15 protein-coding genes and 1 pseudogene are annotated in these 16,878 nt (G+C 58.9%); 9 read left to right on the top strand and 7 right to left on the bottom strand.

Translation table 11 applies throughout. From position 1 onward, the window contains the following. Positions 1–1,052, bottom strand: a 1,052-nt coding sequence (locus Q0X21_RS08675) for a DUF6350 family protein (protein WP_297851504.1), incomplete at its 3' end; no start/stop codon positions are given. 228 nt (positions 1,053–1,280) lie between these two features. On the opposite strand from Q0X21_RS08675, the gene Q0X21_RS08670 reads away from it, so the two are divergent. Beyond that, positions 1,281–1,988, top strand: coding sequence for a M23 family metallopeptidase (locus Q0X21_RS08670; protein ID WP_297851503.1), 708 nt, complete (start codon positions 1,281–1,283; stop codon positions 1,986–1,988). 260 nt (positions 1,989–2,248) lie between these two features. Then, on the top strand, positions 2,249–2,929 hold the full coding sequence (locus tag Q0X21_RS08665) for a M23 family metallopeptidase (RefSeq protein ID WP_297851502.1): 681 nt from the start codon (positions 2,249–2,251) through the stop codon (positions 2,927–2,929). Here Q0X21_RS08665 and pcrA read toward each other — a convergent pair. Continuing rightward, complete coding sequence (pcrA, locus tag Q0X21_RS08660) at positions 2,926–5,220, bottom strand: DNA helicase PcrA (RefSeq protein ID WP_297851501.1); 2,295 nt, start codon at positions 5,218–5,220, stop codon at positions 2,926–2,928. The genes Q0X21_RS08665 and pcrA overlap by 4 nt on opposite strands. 86 nt (positions 5,221–5,306) lie before the next feature. On the opposite strand from pcrA, the gene Q0X21_RS08655 reads away from it, so the two are divergent. Together Q0X21_RS08655 and Q0X21_RS08650 are read left to right on the top strand one after the other, a co-directional pair. Beyond that, positions 5,307–5,606, top strand: coding sequence for a chorismate mutase (locus Q0X21_RS08655; protein ID WP_297851500.1), 300 nt, complete (start codon positions 5,307–5,309; stop codon positions 5,604–5,606). 178 nt (positions 5,607–5,784) lie between these two features. Next, entirely contained in the window at positions 5,785–6,726 is a 942-nt protein-coding gene (locus Q0X21_RS08650) for a hypothetical protein (RefSeq protein ID WP_297851499.1), read from the top strand. A gap of 114 nt (positions 6,727–6,840) precedes the next feature. Here the strand turns inward: Q0X21_RS08650 and Q0X21_RS08645 are convergent, their stop codons facing one another. After that, entirely contained in the window at positions 6,841–7,161 is a 321-nt protein-coding gene (locus Q0X21_RS08645) for an antibiotic biosynthesis monooxygenase (protein ID WP_297851498.1), read from the bottom strand. Between the two features lie 112 nt (positions 7,162–7,273). Between Q0X21_RS08645 and pgi the strand changes: the two genes are divergently transcribed. The 5 genes from pgi (at position 7,274) to Q0X21_RS08620 (ending at position 12,963) form a co-directional block, all read left to right on the top strand. After that, complete coding sequence (gene pgi / locus Q0X21_RS08640) at positions 7,274–8,911, top strand: glucose-6-phosphate isomerase (protein WP_297851497.1); 1,638 nt, start codon at positions 7,274–7,276, stop codon at positions 8,909–8,911. Positions 8,912–8,963: 52 nt separating this feature from the next. Beyond that, the gene (locus Q0X21_RS08635) at positions 8,964–10,451 is read left to right on the top strand and encodes a glutamate-cysteine ligase family protein (RefSeq protein ID WP_297851496.1); all 1,488 of its coding nucleotides are present in this window, start codon (positions 8,964–8,966) and stop codon (positions 10,449–10,451) included. Between the two features lie 15 nt (positions 10,452–10,466). Continuing rightward, positions 10,467–11,096 carry a DedA family protein gene (locus Q0X21_RS08630; RefSeq protein WP_297851495.1) on the top strand — a complete coding sequence of 210 codons (630 nt, stop codon included), beginning with the start codon at positions 10,467–10,469 and terminating at the stop codon, positions 11,094–11,096. An 83-nt stretch (positions 11,097–11,179) separates the two neighbouring features. Beyond that, positions 11,180–12,163, top strand: a complete 984-nt coding sequence (locus Q0X21_RS08625) for an SMP-30/gluconolactonase/LRE family protein (RefSeq protein WP_297851494.1) — start codon at positions 11,180–11,182, stop codon at positions 12,161–12,163. Continuing rightward, the gene (locus Q0X21_RS08620) at positions 12,160–12,963 is read left to right on the top strand and encodes an SDR family oxidoreductase (RefSeq protein WP_297851493.1); all 804 of its coding nucleotides are present in this window, start codon (positions 12,160–12,162) and stop codon (positions 12,961–12,963) included. Before Q0X21_RS08625 ends, Q0X21_RS08620 begins: the two co-directional genes overlap by 4 nt. On the opposite strand, the gene Q0X21_RS08615 is transcribed toward Q0X21_RS08620, so the two are convergent. The 4 genes and pseudogenes from Q0X21_RS08615 to Q0X21_RS08600 all read right to left on the bottom strand — a co-directional run. Beyond that, complete coding sequence (locus Q0X21_RS08615) at positions 12,954–13,778, bottom strand: DNA-formamidopyrimidine glycosylase family protein (RefSeq protein WP_297851492.1); 825 nt, start codon at positions 13,776–13,778, stop codon at positions 12,954–12,956. The genes Q0X21_RS08620 and Q0X21_RS08615 overlap by 10 nt on opposite strands. Positions 13,779–13,787: 9 nt before the next feature. Continuing rightward, complete coding sequence (locus tag Q0X21_RS08610; RefSeq protein WP_297851491.1) at positions 13,788–14,147, bottom strand: type II toxin-antitoxin system death-on-curing family toxin; 360 nt, start codon at positions 14,145–14,147, stop codon at positions 13,788–13,790. A 32-nt stretch (positions 14,148–14,179) separates the two neighbouring features. Continuing rightward, positions 14,180–14,386, bottom strand: coding sequence for a CopG family transcriptional regulator (locus Q0X21_RS08605; RefSeq protein ID WP_259901552.1), 207 nt, complete (start codon positions 14,384–14,386; stop codon positions 14,180–14,182). Positions 14,387–14,424: 38 nt separating this feature from the next. Continuing rightward, positions 14,425–16,878 (bottom strand): annotated as a pseudogene (locus tag Q0X21_RS08600) (DEAD/DEAH box helicase); the annotation flags it as partial.

Below are 16,878 nucleotides of genomic sequence, written 5' to 3'. Positions count from 1 at the left end.
CCCGCAGAGATGAGAATCTCAAGGCCCCCGAGGCGACGCGAGATCACGAAGTGGATCAGCACCGCAGCAGGAACCGCAAGGAGCACCGGAGCCCACACCGGCACTTCCCCTGGGATTGCTGCGAACAGAGGGAACGGCGGAAGCGGAACGAGGGCCGCACCAAACAGAGAAATACCGCCCTGGGCAATGTCGAAAGGAGCACCCAGCAAGACCGCCAATGTTGATAGCGCGGCATTCGGCAAATAAAGAATACTCACCGCCAGCAGTGCGATACCGCCGCCAACACCAAGCGCCGGGAACTCCCCGAGCAGTTCCGAAATCCTGTTGAACCCAAAAGCGAGCAGCACCAGATAAACAACCGCTGCGGCTGCCACGAGGCGCAAAGAGAGGGAGATGGTGGCGCGGGCGGCGTCGAAAAGCGATTCCGGTGCCCCAATTCGTGCGAGCAAGGCTTTCCACAACCTGCCGCTCATGCCGCACGCCATGCCCGCAACATGCACGAAAACCGGAATGAAAAGGGCCTTGTGAATTACCGGTGGAGACACCGGGAAGACTGACGCAGCATCCACCACCATGAACCACGCGATCGCAGACAGCGTGAATGGGATCAGGACGACAAGGCCGAAGATCGCATAGAGATCCAGGATGCTCACGCGTTCCTTCGTGGCTACGCGCACACGCCACGCAATGAACGCAGCGACACCGATCGCAGGAAGCAACGGGATCGAACCAAGCTCAACGCCAGAGAAGTGCACGGGAACGCCGTGGAAAACAAACCAGGTCTCCGCAATCGAAGCTGGCAATGCAGCAAGTCTGCCACCCGCCAAAAGAATCGCAGCTAGGCAGACAACAACGATCCCCAGCACCAACACAACGTTGGGAATGCCGACGAACGGAAGGTAGTGGCGCAGCCGCTCCTTCATTGTTGTCGGCGCCTGATCCTTCGCTGGCGTACGCACAGCAGCATCAGGTTGATCCTTACGCGAACGACGACGGCCCCCCGACGGTGAAGTGCGGGTGGATCTGCTTGGCGGACTAGACTTCGTGCTCATCGCTTTCAACCTTGGCACGGTCGGAACCATTTTCGGCGCTGGGACACGATCTTGTGAAGGTGCAGCTTTCGGGCATGTAACGGATTTGCGTGACCGTACGAATAAAGCATTCTTGGAATTTAGGTTGCTTGTACGACTCGGACTGATTAGTGTTACCTCCGGTAGATAACAAAGAGGTTACGATTCCGGAACGAAGCGTAACCCACTGACGATCTAACGAGGTACACCTTGATCTCTTCGAGCGCACGCCGCACCGCAGGCAAGCACCGCAAGCAGAGCCCAAATAAGGGTCGCGTCGCACTGGCCGCACTGGCCACCAGCGCCGTGGCATCCGGCGGCGTCTCCGTCGCATCTGCTGCGAACGCCGATCAGTCCGGTGCAGCCCAGGCAGCACTCGACAATGCCGGCAGTTCCGATGGAGCTGCTCCCGCTGCCCCGCAGATCCTCACCATCAGCGAATACAAGCCCGTGGACAACCTGTCTGAACAGCTGGGGAAGGCTGTTGAGTACGCAAAGGTCCGCACCGCTGCTGATCTCGCTGCTCGCGCACCGCTGTCCGTAAAGCCGGCAGAAGGCGCGTTCACCTCAGGCTTCGGCATGCGCTGGGGCGTCATGCACAAGGGAATCGACATCGCTAACGCCATCGGCACCCCGATCGTTGCCGTTTCCGACGGCGAGGTCATCGATGCAGGCCCGGCCGGAGGCTTTGGCAACTGGGTCCGTCTGCGCCACGAGGACGGCACCATCACCGTTTACGGCCACATGGAGACCATCGATGTCACTGTTGGCCAGAAGGTTCACGCTGGCCAGAAGATTGCTGGCATGGGCTCCCGTGGCTTCTCCACCGGCTCGCACCTCCACTTCGAGGTCCACCCGGCAGGTGGCGACGCGATTGACCCGGCCCCGTGGCTGGCAGAGCGCGGTATCAGCCTCTAAGACGTTCAGCAATTCCCCTCGGTGCCACCGGGGGGAATTTTTTATGCGATTTTCACCCCCATTAGGAAAAAATCTTATTTCACATCAGTAACACTAGTTAACTCTATTAACCAGGAGGTTTGTGGAGATGCCCCCTTTTTTTCGCACGTCAGAGACGGTAATGAGGCATTGCTCCTGGTTCCGACGACGGCTAGCATCGTGCGAGTTGGACAGCCCCCTGTCCTTTTACTCATTTCTGCTCCAAAGCGAAGAAGGACCACATGAAACGACGCCTATTCGTAGCCGCCGTGGCACTCAGCATTCCCCTGACCGCTATTCCCGCCCACGCTTTCTCCGTTTCCGTGAATGGACAAAGCGTCAGTGACATCAACCAGGCTCTGCCGACCTTCGGCATGGCGCTCGACGACATCTTTACCAAGGGCGCAACCTTCTCCGCTGCCGGCTACTCCATTGTCTTCGACCCGCGTGCTCTGCCCGAGTACAACGAGGCAGAAGCCACCGCTGGAGTCCCGAACGTCAACGTCACTCCGCAGACTGGCACTACCAGCGATGGCAAGAAGGTCGTCATGCCCGCACAGGGCCGCTTCACTTCAGGTTTCGGCCCGCGTTGGGGCACCTTCCACCAGGGCATTGACATCGCCAACAGCATCGGCACTCCGATCCTGGCCGTCATGGACGGCACCGTCATCAATGCTGGCCCTGCCCGCGGTTTCGGCAAGTGGGTCCGCATTCGTCATGACGATGGCTCCATCAGCGTCTACGGCCACGTCAACTCTTTCAACGTGAACGTCGGCGAGCGCGTCTCCGCCGGTCAACAGATCGCTGAGATGGGTAACGAAGGCCAGTCCACCGGCCCGCACCTCCACTTCGAGATCATGCCGGACGGCGAAACCAAGGTGGACCCGGTGCCGTGGTTCGCTGAGCGCGGCATCACCGTCTAAAGCTTCTCCATCGGCACCCCGCCGATGAGCATGAGACGAACGGTACCGCTCGAACCGAAATCGATGGTGACGGTCTCACGTGCCCCAGCACCATCGACGCTCATGACCGTGCCGAGCCCGTACTTCGCGTGGTTCACTCGGTCACCCTTAGCAAGCTGAAGATTCTTATTCACCTTCACGCTGCTCCCCGTGCGGCGCTTCGGGCGCCGTGCAGGCACAGGACTCCCCCATGCGTCCGAAGAAAAGGACTGCTCCGGTTCCACCCGACGCCAGTCGATGAGGTCCTCTGGGACCTCTGCGAGGAAGCGACTGGCCGGGTTGGTCACCGGGGAGCCCCACGATGAACGCAGCATGGCACGGGTCAGATACAGCTGCTCGCGGGCACGAGTAATGCCCACATAGGCCAGACGACGCTCCTCAGCGAGCTCATCCGGATTGCCCAAAGAACGCAGGTGCGGGAACTGCCCGTCCTCCCAGCCCGTGACAAAGACAACGGGAAACTCCAGCCCCTTCGCTGTGTGCAGGGTCATCAGCGTGACCACACCTTGTCCCTCGTCTGGGATCTGATCTGCATCAGCCACCAACGACACCCGCTCCAGGAAAGCCTGCAGCGACCCTGGCTGCGCTTCCCCACTTTCAGGATCAAAGTCCTCATACGCCATCTGATTCGCCGCATCAGAAGAGAACTCACGCGCCACGGAGACCAACTCATTGAGGTTATCCAGACGCGCACCATCCTGCGGATCATTCGACGCTTCCAGCTGCTCTCGGTAGCCAGTCACATCCAAAATCCGAGCAACTAGTCCACCAAGATCAGGCATGCCTGTTACCTCGTTGACCAACTCCGACATATCGGTTCGCAGGCCATCCAACAGATCAACAAAGCCCTTGATCGCATTCCGGGAACGCGAGGCGATGGAGTCGACTTCGCCCCCCGCGACGTCGATAAGCGCTTGCCCAAAGCTGATGCCACGATTCTCCGCATGAAGCGCAACCATCGCCTGTGCCTTATCCCCAATGCCACGCTTGGGCACATTAATAATGCGACGCAAGCTCACCGAATCATCTGGGTTTTCCAAAACGCGCAGGTACGCGACAATATCGCGGATTTCCCTGCGCTCATAGAAGCGCGTGCCGCCAACGACCTTGTACGGAATACCCGCCCGAATAAAGATGTCCTCCAACGCACGCGAAGAATTATTCGTGCGGTACATGACCGCCATATCCGAATAATCAACCCCACGATCTGAAAGGGCATCTACCTCGCTGGCGACAAAACGCGCCTCATCGTGCTCGTTGTCCGCGACATAGCCGACGATCTTCTCGCCCTGCCCAAGGTCCGTCCACAATTTCTTCGGACGACGCCCCGCATTCTGCGAGATCACCGCATTCGCCGCAGCGAGAATATTCTGCGTGGAGCGGTAATTCTGCTCCAACATGATCGTCGTCGCATTCGGATAATCACGTTCGAATTCCTCAATATTGCGGATCGTGGCACCACGGAACGCGTAAATCGACTGATCCGAATCACCCACGACAGCCAGCTCCGGCGCATCCGGACCATCGCCAACCAGGGTGTGAATCAACTCGTACTGCGCATGGTTGGTGTCCTGATACTCATCCACCAACACATGACGGAACCGCCTACGGTAGTACTCCACCACCTGCGGGTGACGCTTGAACATAGCGACGACCTCCCCAATCAGGTCGTCGAAGTCCACCGCATTCGCCTCACGCAAGCGACGCTGGTATTCCCCATACACCTTCGCCACCGTGACCTCGAACGGATTCTTCGTCTTCGCTGCATTAGCTTCTGCCTGCCCCGGACCAATCAGCTCATTCTTAAGATTCGAGATCGCATTCGCCAGTGCACGCGGCGAGAATTTCTTCAGGTCCAGGCTCGCCTCCTTGGCGATCATGCCCAAAAGACGACGCGAATCATCACCGTCATAAATAGTGAAATTCGTGTTCAATCCATCCACCAACTGCGCTTGCTGACGCAGAATGCGCACGCACACCGAGTGGAAAGTAGCCACCCACATGCGCTCCGCCTGCGGGCCAATCAACTGACTGACACGCTCCTTCATTTCCGCCGCAGCCTTATTAGTGAATGTGATGGCCAGGATCTCCCACGGCGCCACCCCACGTTCCTGCAGCAAATAAGCAATTCTGCGCGTCAGCACAGCAGTCTTGCCAGACCCTGCACCAGCGACAATAAGCAGCGGGCTACCTGCGTGCTCAACGGCGGCCTTCTGCTGCGGATTCAACCCCAAAATCAAATCTGTTCCCATGATGGCTTCTACCGTACTTGCAGGGGTGAACCATCGGTCCGGGCCATCTCGAATACCCGATCGGTTCCGTGGCAGAATCAATAACTATGAGCGTGGATAACAGCGATATCAGGTACCCGTCCGGCACGGACGACCCACTGTCTGACGAAGAGATCCAGGCATACCGTCAAGAGATCGACCGGCTCGACCGAGTCATCCTCGATGCGGTGAAACGTCGCTCTGCAATCTCCGCCGCTATTGGTAAAACCCGCATGGGTTCTGGTGGCACGCGCCTCGTACACACCCGCGAAGTAGCCATCATCAACCAATTCCGCGACGAACTGGGAGAAGAAGGCCCCAACCTCGCCGCGATTCTGCTGCGACTAGGCCGGGGGAAGTTGGGTTAAGGCCCTGGTGAGTCTGGTGGATCCGGATTACATATTCCCGCTATTTCCCCAGGTCAGTTTTTTCCAGACCGCTACAGATGTAATGTAGTTCCACTTAGCCGCTGAGTAGTGGAACCACGACTGCGAAAAGTCAGTCTAAAAAGGCATGGCTTTCTCTCACTTCCCATGCACCGATGCAATGGACATCACCGGCCGAGTCCCCGGTCGCCTCAACCGTGAAGGTCTCGGTGTTCAGATCTCATCCGGCTGGTGGGCAACGCACCTTCGGCTGCGGCCACCAGAACTTGCAACACATGACGCCCGCTCTCACCCGTTTCGCATCATCCACGAAGTGCCCTGCGCTATCAGGGCCATTGCGTTCTTAGCCGAACATCCGAAGTGCGTCATTTCCGGAATCAGTGCGCTAGCGCTGTTTGGTTTGCCCCACCTTGTCGACTCGTGCGACACCACCGTGAACACTCCTGTGGGCAAAGTGGACAAGCAAATGAGCGTAGCTCAGCGACGCAGAAAACCAAAGACCACGTGGACGGTGAAATGGCGCGGACAAGGAATCAACGTCAGCTCCCCACCAGATGCTGTGGTCGAAGCCCTTCAAGATATTCGTGATGGCCTGCACGCGTGGGCAAAGCCAGCATGGGTCATGGACGCAAAGTCATTCTGGTCTATCCAACTCGTAGATGCTGCACGTAGGCACCTCGGAGTCGACGCTCACGAGATTTCAAAAGCGGCACATCGACGTCTGAATCGGCGATGGATCGACAAAGTGCTCGCTCTATCTAGCAGCTTGGCTGATTCGCCCAAGGAGACAGAGCTGCGACTCATGTGCATGGAGTTCGCCACATCCTTGCGCGCTGCGGACCTGATCTTTGCGGAGCAGGTGCCTCTATTTGATGGATCGCGCCTGATCACCACTTTTGATCTCGCGCTGGTGGATCTGAAAATCGCGATCATGTACGACGGTGAACACCATCTATCTCGCGGCCAAAGAGATAAAGATGCACAGATCAACCTTGAGTGCATTGTCCATGGGTGGACGGTGATTCGAGTATCTGCAGGCATCTTAGAAGACCTGCCGAGAATCCTGTCCCGATTATTGAAGGAACGAGGGGTGGTGGGGTGAAGGACCAGTGGATCTCGTTTACATACTTGCCATGGAATGAGAATCTGACCTGGGAAAAGGCCGAACTCTCAGGCCCTGGGCGTAATCGAGATCCACACGCCACCTGTTCCCCGGCTAGTCCTCCTCTAGAGAATCGAGCACAACCTCAAATTCCAGAAGCTCCGCACCGGATGCAACCGGCTTGCGGGGCTTTTCACCTTCCTTGTGAGCGTGAGCTGCCTTGCCTTCGCCTGCCCACCAATTCTTGTACGACTCTTCATCAGCCCAGCGAGTGACCACGAAATAGCGGTCCTCCCCTTTCACTGGGCGAAGCAGTTGGAAGCCCTCGAACCCTGGCTGAGAGTCGATAGCGTGCTTGCGGGCCTGGAAGCGCTGCTCGAGCTGTTCCCCGGCACCTTCGGGAACAGTGATGGCGTTGATTTTCACGATGCTCATGCCTTCCCATTATGGCGCAACCGAGGATCGCTTTTTCATTAGTCTGGGAGTTATTGACCGCAAAGATCACCAAAGACAGCGGCCGCTTTCCTAAGAAGACATAGGAGTAGATATGACTGACATCACCTCCACCAGCGCATGGAATGACTTGACCAAACTCCACGCAGAGAAGAAAAAGACAACATTGCGAGAGTTGTTCGCCCGTGATGAAAAGCGTGCACAAAAGTTCACGTTCGATGCAGCGGGGCTGCATGTGGATTTGTCGAAGAACCTGGTGGATGAGGACATCCAGAAGGCTTTGGTTGCCTTGGCAGAAGAGGCCAAACTGAAGGAAGCCACCGAGCAGATGTTCACCGGTGCGCACATCAACTCCACGGAGGACCGCGCTGTACTGCACACGGGTCTGCGCCTGCCGGTGGAAAAGGACTTGGAAGTCGACGGCCAGGATGTCGCTGCAGATGTCCATGAGGTGTTGGGGCGGATGCGTGATTTCGCGTCCAAGCTTCGTTCCGGCGAGTGGCTGGGGCACACGGGCCACACGATCAAGAAGGTCGTGAATATCGGCATCGGCGGTTCGGATCTGGGTCCGGCGATGGCGGCAAAGGCACTGCGCACGTACGCGACTGCGGGGATCACCGCGGAATTCGTTTCCAATGTGGACCCGGCGGATATGACCAGCGTGCTGGATCATGCAGATCCGGGCGAAACTCTGTTCATCGTCGCATCGAAGACATTCACCACCCAGGAAACTCTCTCTAATGCTCACGCTGCGAAGCGTTGGCTGCTTGAGCAGTTTGATGGGGATGAGTCGGCTATCGCAAAGCACTTCGTCGCGGTGTCCACCAATGCGGAAAAGGTCGCTGAATTCGGTATTGATACCGCCAATATGTTCCCGTTCTGGGATTGGGTTGGTGGCCGCTACTCGGTGGATTCGGCGATCGGTCTAAGCCTGATGGCAGTGATTGGCCCGCAGGACTTCATGCGTTTCCTTGAGGGTTTCCATGCGATGGATGAGCACTTCCGCACTACCCCGGTTGAGCAGAACGTTCCGGCGCTGATGGGTCTGCTGAATATCTGGTACCGCAATTTCTATGGTGTCCAGACACATGCGGTGCTGCCTTATTCCGAGGATCTATCCCGCTTTCCGGCGTACCTACAGCAGCTCACCATGGAGTCCAACGGCAAGAGCACGCGTATCGACGGCACCGCTGTCACCTACGACACCGGTGAGATCTTCTGGGGCGAGCCCGGCACCAATGGCCAGCACGCTTTCTACCAGCTGATGCACCAGGGCACGACTATCGTGCCGGCGGACTTCATCGGTTTTGCTAATCCGAAGCATGATCTGCCCACCGCCAGTGGCGATGGTTCGATGCACGACCTGCTCATGGGCAATTTCTTCGCACAGACGAAGGTGTTGGCTTTTGGGAAGACGCAGCAGGAGGTGGAAGCGGGTGGCGTCGATAAGCAATTGGCTCCGCACAAGGTCATGCCGGGCAACCGCCCTACGACGACGATCTTGGCGGAGGAGCTGACTCCTTTTGCGCTGGGTGCGATGATTGCACTGTATGAGCACATCGTGTTCACCCAGGGCGTGATCTGGGGGATCAATTCCTTCGACCAGTGGGGCGTGGAATTGGGTAAGGCCCAGGCCAATGAGCTGGCGGGCGCAGTTTCCGGCGCAGAGGAACCGAATACGGGTGATTCTTCTACCGATGCGCTGATTGGTTGGTACCGCAGCAAGAAATAAATAAGGGCGGTAAATGCGGTGTATTCGCAGTGCGCACGGATAAGATTTGTGCATGGGCGATGCCGTTTCACGCGATTCTTATACCCCCAAAGAGCGGACTAAATACCGCCAGGCCCTCCTGGATGATTTGGAGATCTTTGATCACCACCTCCAGGAGGCCGAATTCGTCGACCACGGCACGATCGGGCTCGAGCTCGAGTTGAATCTGGTCGGCGATGACATGGCCCCCGCCGGCTGCAACGAGGCAGTGCTCGCCGAGCTTTCCGACGAATATCAGGCCGAGGTTGGCCGCTATAACGTCGAGCTAAACCACCCACCGTTGGACCTGTCCGGCGATGGACTGGCAGTGTTGCATGAGGGGCTGAATGAGCGTCTTCGGGCCGTGAATAAGGCGGCGAAGAAGGCGGGCGCGAATCTGGCGATGATCGGCACGCTGCCGACGGTGACCACGGAGTACCTGCAAAGCGACGAGTGGATGACGCAAGAGAACCGTTATTCCGCGTTATCGAATATGGTCCTGGAAGCGCGCGGTGAGCTCGTACATATCGACGTCGCACGGCAGGAGCGCTACCGCGCCACTTTCGATGACATCGCCACGGAATCGACCTGTACGTCGATGCAATTGCACCTCCAGGTGGCGCCCGACCGATTCCCTGAGGCGTGGAATGCATCACAGGCGATCGCGGGCCCGCAAGTGGCATTGAGCGCCAATTCGCCACTGTTCATGGGACATCGCACGTGGCATGAATCGCGCATCCCGGTGTTCAAACAGTCCATTGATACGCGCACGGACACTCTGGTCAACCAAGGGGTCCGTCCACGAGTCTGGTTCGGCGAGCGCTGGATCACCAGTGTTTTCGACTTGTTCGAGGAGAATGTCCGCTACTTCTCCCCTCTTATTCCTGAATCGCGCGCAGATGCTGGCAAACCGATGATGGATGGAAACAGCCCGGGCCTGCACTACTTGAATCTGCACAACGGAACGGTGTGGCGCTGGAACCGCCCAATCTATGATCCGTCGCTGGAGCTATCCCACATCCGTGTGGAAAACCGCTTGCTCGCTGCTGGCCCGACCACGATCGACATCATCGCGGACGCCGCGTTCTACTACGGTCTGGTGAAATTCTTGGGCGAGCAGACTCGCCCGGTGTGGTCGCGGTTGACGTTTGAGGAGGCGCGGGAGAATTTCTACGCTGGCGCGCGCGATGGCATTGGGGCGACGATGACGTGGCCGACGCTGGGGCGTATCGACGTCTCAAACCTGGTCCTCAACCACCTCCTGGACCAAGCCCATGAGGGACTGCGCTCGCTTGGCGTCGACGAAGAGTTGGCAGATAAATATCTGAAGGTCATCGAGGGCCGTGCCTGGCACCGCCAGAATGGCGCGACGTGGCAGTTGGATGTGTTGGACAAGCTCGGTGCCGGAACGAAGCCTGGCACACCCGAGCGGCAGGAAGCTCTCGCGAGACTTTTGAGAATCTACCTGGAAAATCAGGGCAAAGGCACACCGGTTCATTCTTGGTCGACAGACGTTGCATAAGGCAAGATACTTGCCATGTCCGCAATCATTGACTGGATTGTCAGTTTGATGGATACGCTCGGCGCCCCTGGCGTTGGCATTGCCATCTTGCTTGAGAACCTTTTCCCGCCCATCCCCTCTGAGGTGGTCCTGCCACTCGGTGGCTTCACTGTCGCCCAAGGATCGCTCAATTTCGTCTCGGTCTTCATTTGGGCCACGATCGGCTCTGTTGTTGGCGCCTACATTCTCTATGGCGTTGGTGCTTGGTTGGGCGCCGCACGCCTGCGTGCCATTGCTGATTGGATGTGGCTGGTCAAGGCCTCCGACGTGGATAAGTCCCTCGAGTGGTTTGACCGCCACGGCCGGCCGTCGATCCTGTTTGGCCGTCTCATCCCGGGCATCCGCTCGCTGATCTCCATCCCCGCTGGCCTCGACCGCATGAACCTGCTCACCTTTGGTCTGTGGACCACGCTCGGTTCAGCTGTCTGGAATTTCATCTTGATCTATCTGGGCTTCACCCTGGGCGATAATTGGGAGGCCGTCACCGGCTACATCGACCAGTACTCCAAGGTCGTCTATGTGATCCTCATCCTGATCCTGCTCGGCTTCTTGGTCTTCTTCATCCGCCGTTCCATCCGTGAGCGCAACGAGGCCGCCGAAGCTTAGTTCCTTCTTCACGCCTCTTTGACGGGTCGACTTCTTCATGAAAGTCGGCCCGTTTCGCTCTTCCATGGCCCTATCATGACAATATGGTTAGGCAAGCAAAAGTTATTCTTGATGGATTCGGCGTTCCAGAATCACTGCGTTGGCACAATGACGCGCTCTATTTCGTAGACATGGCGGCGGGCACCCTTCACCGCTGGGCTCAGGCGGGCAGCGAAGAAGTCCTGGGCACGATCCCCGGTCGTGCCGGTGGACTCGGCTTTCTCCCCAACGGTGACATGCTGATCGTGTCTATGGATCAGCACGTCATCTGGCGGCGCAGCTCAAGTGGCGAACTCACACAGCATGCAGACATCGGTGCCTATTGCGGCGGCCACGCCAACGACATGATGGTCACTTCGGACGGCTTTGCCTACGTGGGCAATTTCGGCTTTGACTATCACGCTTTCCACCGGGCGAACGCCAACTCCCACCTGTACAAACCACCAGGACCACCGGCGACACAGGTGGTGTGCATTGCCCCGGATGGAACCATCGCAGGAACAGGCCCTGACATGCTGTTCCCCAATGGCACAGTACAGCTTCCGGACGGCTCGGTCGTTGTCGCCGAAACACTTCGTTTGCAGTTAACGCAGTGCGATGTGGATGAAAAAGGTGTGCTGATCAACCCACGCCCGTATGCCAAGCTGATGCCCGATTTCTTGTGGAACCAACTCAATTCTTCTTCGCCACTGGGCGCGGTTGTCCGCACAGCAGCAGGTGTCTTGGAAAATCCCAACATTGCCAATGCCCTGCCCATTTCGCTCGCGCCTGATGGAATCGCTTTAGATCAAGACGGCGAATCGGTCTGGATCGCAAATGCAACCCGTGCAGAAGTCGTGCTTGTGCGTCCCGGCGGCCACATCGCCGAGCGCATCCGCACCGGCAATAAAACTCTCGATGTCACTCTTGGCGGCCCGAATGGCCGAACGTTGTTCTGCGCCACCACGATCAATGACGATCCGACAATCGGCGGCCCTGCGCGTAAAGGCTGCATCGAGTACATCGACCTGGATGGGGACAAAGCATGAGCGTCGTGCTGATTACAGGTGCTGGCCGCGGAATCGGCGCTGCTACCGCACAGGCGGCGGCTTCCGCTGGATACGATGTCGCGGTCACCGATATCGATGGGGAGGCTGCCCGGGCCGTCGCTAAGCAATTGCCCAACCGAGCCATCAGTTTAGAGCACGACGTCCGCGACGAACAGGGTTGGGCCACGCTATTCAACGAGGTTGAACGTCGACTTGGCCCGGTTGACATCCTGGTGAACAACGCCGGAATGATTCATACGGGCTGGGCACGTGATCTCACTGGGGACCAACACCGGCAGATGACTGAGGTGAATTTCTTCGGCCCGATGTACGGCACGCTCGAAGCAATGCGGCATATGAAGGACCGCGGTGGCCACATTGTCACGGTGTGTTCCATGACGAGCTTCCTGCCGCTGCCTGGCTACTCCTCGTACGGTGCGACGAAGCACGCGCTGCGCGCATTCATCAATACAGTCGCCATCGAAGAGCGCGCGAGTCGCGTGGCGTTCACGCTCGTTCACCCGCCGGGAGTGCGCACAGAAATGCTCGAGCAGGAAAAGCAGGACCCATCGGCTGTTGCAGCATTCGCCGAGAAATCCGTCGAACCGGAAGTCATCGCTGACGCGATCGTCCGCGCTTTCAAAAAACGACCATTATTTGGCAGACCAGCAGAGATCGTCTTCCCTACTATCGGAGGCCGCTTTCAGCGCTGGGTGGGCGCACAGGCTCGGCTCATGCGTCTGGCCATGCCGTTCGTGCTCGCCAGTGGCCGACGCGGACTGAAGCGGTATCAGAACTGATCGGGTTCCGGCTGACAGGTTGGGCACCACCAGATCACCCGCTCCAAATCGTCCTGCCCGCCTAAGAACCCCTTGGTGATCAAGGTGGTGCACCGGCGGCAGGGCCTTTTGTTCCGCCCGAACACGTAGGTGGTCTCACCGGCGCGTTTCACCCCGGTGGTCACGCGTTTGACCTCGTCTTTATTCGCCCACATAAGGCGGCGCGCAATACGCAGGAGCTTATCGACGCCCCCTGCCCCCACCTCCGCCACCGTCCGCGCCGGATGTACCCCGCCGAGGAAGCAGATCTCTGCGCGGTACTCGTTGCCAATTCCCGCCACGCGGTACTGGTCCAGCAGACTTCTGCCGATTTCCCGGCCCGGGTCTTCGAGGATGCGGCGCTTCGCTTCCTCAAAGTCGAAGGTCTCGGCGAGCATATCCGGCCCGAGGTAGCCCATCTCAGCTTCGTACTCACGCGCTGGGAACACATCGACAAGGCCTAGGGAGTGGCCGACGAGCTCAATGTCGCCAGCGTCGTCGAAAAGCTGGAGAACGACGCGCGCGGTGTGGCCGGGCTTCGACCAGCGGGTGTCGGCACGGTGCACCGACCATGTGCCTTCCATTTTCAGGTGCGTGTGCAGAATCTGTGCCTCGTGACCATCGGCACCGAACTGCATGAACAGGTGCTTCCCATACGGCCACACGCGCTCCACCGTCATGCCCGTGAAGTCGACGGTGGCAAACCTCGGGACTCGCAACCACGACGCTGTCACCTCACGCCCAGTCATGAACTGCAGCCGTTTGGATAGCTGGTAGACGGAATCACCTTCAGGCATAGTGAAATACTAGGTTCTCGCTTTTAGCGATTCTTCAACCATCGCTTGCAATCTCGCCGCAATTTCCTCGACACTCGGCGCCGCAGTCGCTACAGAAATCGCGAGTTCGAACCAGTCATCCGAAGAGGTGTGAGCTACGGGAACATCGTATGCACGCAGTAATAGCACCGTGAGCAGCACACGCGAGCGCTTATTCCCATCCACGAACGGGTGGGTTGAAATGATGCTGTCCATGAGCGCGGCCGCTTTCAACCACACCCCGGGATACAGATCCGTCTCTTCAAAAGTGAGCCAGGGGCGTTCCAACGCAGCGCCAAGGAGGCCCCGGTCAGCGACATGAAATCCGTGTTCTTCAAGCCACGGATTCACTGACTCCAGGCGCAGGGCGGAACGAGGATTCATCAAGCGTCCCGGAGGCGATTCATGAGGTCTTGGCGCGAATCAAAAAATGAGCTGAGTTCACGTTCTGCGAACTCGCGAGCAGTCTCGCGCTCAAAGCGCTCGCTGATCAGGTTTGCAATCACCTGTTGTTTCGAGGCTCCATCTATTTCAGCGAGGGCATCGAGCTTCTCGCCGACTTCAGGCGTCAAGCGCAAATTCATGGCCATGAACAAAATGGTACCACGTTGGTACCAGTGGCGACCTGTCAATGATCGTCGAAATCCAAGTCCTTGCTCAGCTCCATCGATTTGATCGCATCGGCCACAGTCCGTCCCCGTCGCTTCGGTGTTGCAACAGTTTTTCCACCAATCTTTGCGCCACGCGGGGACGCGCCGGCACCATGATTCTTCAGCGTGAACGCAGCATCGCCATTGAGCTTTTCGACGGTCAACGGTGACAGCCTTCCCGCCCCCACCGCGTCAGTGAGAGCCTCGACGACCATGGTGAGCAGGTCGTCTTCGGTGGCAGTGCCCTCGGGGAAACCATCAAAGAATGTGGTCATGGTTTTGCCACCGCGGGTGAGGTGGGCGGCGAGGAGACCGTCGATAAGCACAACGAGCGCCCCAGCTGAACGCGTGGGCCCAGTGTCGGGCCATGGAAGCGCGGCGCCGTACGGGTTCGCGGGGTCGGTGGCGGCCAACACGTAGACCTTCGGCTCCTTAGTGCCCGATGGCCAACCGACGAGGTCATCCGAATCCTGGTACCCGCGCAGACGATCAATCGTCGCCGGCGTGGAGAACTGCGCCGCACCGAGGCCTTCCACCAGGTAGCCGCGCATGGCCTTTCCGGCCTCTTCGAATCCGGAAAGAGATTTGTAGGCAAGGGCAAATCCGCCAACGACGTCTTCCGCGACGATGCTGCCGCGGGTGACCACGCCATAGCGGTCCAGCCAGGCCTCGCCATGCGCGAGTGAACGCTGCGTGGGATCGGTGTCGGGTGCTGGTGTCGCAGCCCATCGGCCAGTCATATCGGGTGGGGTGACTGAGGCAAAGCTCGTGCGCCCAGAGCGGATCCGACTACGGGAGGGGCGGCGTTTCGCGCGATGTGCCGTCTTGCCGTGCTTGCCGCCCGCAAGGCGTGCACGGATCGGTGCGAAAGAATCAGGTGCGATGAGACCGGCTTCCACCAGGTCCCACATGGATTCGCGAAGTTCATCAGCAGTGGTCGTGGCTTCGCTCGCCGGGCCAAGGAGGTCAGTGAACAGATAGCCGCCACCGACGTTGAGCTTCTCCATGACCTGCTGCTGGGTAAGACTCAGTAACGGTTCCTCCGGGACCGGTATGAGCTGCGCGGCGTAGTCCGCGGGAAGAAGCATGATCCACGGATCACGCGCACCAGCCTTGCCGGCACCGACGATCTGGACCTCACCGGACAAGGTGAGCTCATCGAGCATCTCCGGGGAGTAATCGCCGACACGGCTGGGCAGGATCATCGACTCCCAGGCGCTCGCCGGCAGGCGCACGCCGGCAAGCTGCTCGATGACGCTGTAAACACCATCCGCCCCGCGGAGTACTGGCTGTTGACCAGCTGGTGCGACATTGAGCCACGCCGGCATGAAGCGGCCAAGCGCAGACTGGGACACCGGGCGGGTCTGCGCACGTGCCGCAGCGAGTGAGCGGGTGCGCACGATACGCAAGACCTCTGCGCCCATGTATTCCTGCTCATCAACGCCTTGCCGGTAGCGGCCTTCGATGACCTTATTCATTCCTATGAGGTGCTTCAGCGCCTCATAGGCAGCGCCGACGGAGAGACCAAAAGCAGCAGCGAGGTCTCGCAGTGTGAACGGTCCGCGAGTGCGTACCCACCGGCTGACCAGCTGGCTCAACGCATCAGGGATCGTGGCCACTTGGGCGGCGATGCCCGGTGGGACGGGCACGCCAAGGCCGTCGCGAAGCAATGGTGCATCGGGTGCTTGGGCCAGGTGTTCGCACCCGCCAATGCGCACGGCCATCATGCGTTTGCCCAGGCTCTCTTCGAGTGCCGCGCGCGGGACGGAGGTGTATTGCTCCAGCTCATCGACCGGGATCGGCCCAACAATGCGGAGTGTGTCTGCGAACTGCTCGGAGGTCTCCGCCTTGCCCAGGCGGCGGAGGGAGTGGTCGACTTCTTCGATCACGTCGGCGTCGAGAAGCTCACGCAATTCAACTGTGCCGAGCAATTTCGCGAGCAATGAGGGATCGAGCGCGAGTGCCGCGGCGCGTTTTTCGGCGAGCGGGGTGTCTCCCTCATACATGAACGCGCCGGTGTAATTGAACAACAAGCTTGAGGCGAACGGGCTCGGCTGATCCGTGGTCACTTCCGCGACGCGCAGGCGACGGGTGGACAGATTACGCATGACGTCCTGCAGCGCGGGGAGATCGTAGACGTCCTGGAGGCACTCGCGGACGGTCTCCAAAATGATGGGGAAAGACGGATAATTCCGTGCGACGTCCAGCAACTGCTCCGCGCGTTGGCGCTGCTGCCAGAGTGGTGCGCGCTTGCCCGGATTCCGGCGCGGGAGGAGCAATGCTCGGGCGGCGCACTCGCGGAAGCGCGAGGCGAAGAGCGCGGAATTACCCACCTGTTCAGTAACGATGTCCGCGATCTCATCCGCATCGAATGCGAATATCGACGCATCCGGTTCCCGCTCCCCCTGCGGCAACCTCAACACGATCCCGTC

The sequence above is a fragment of the uncultured Corynebacterium sp. genome, assembly GCF_947253065.1.
Classification (GTDB): domain Bacteria; phylum Actinomycetota; class Actinomycetes; order Mycobacteriales; family Mycobacteriaceae; genus Corynebacterium.
This window is presented reverse-complemented; position numbering and strand designations above follow the sequence as displayed.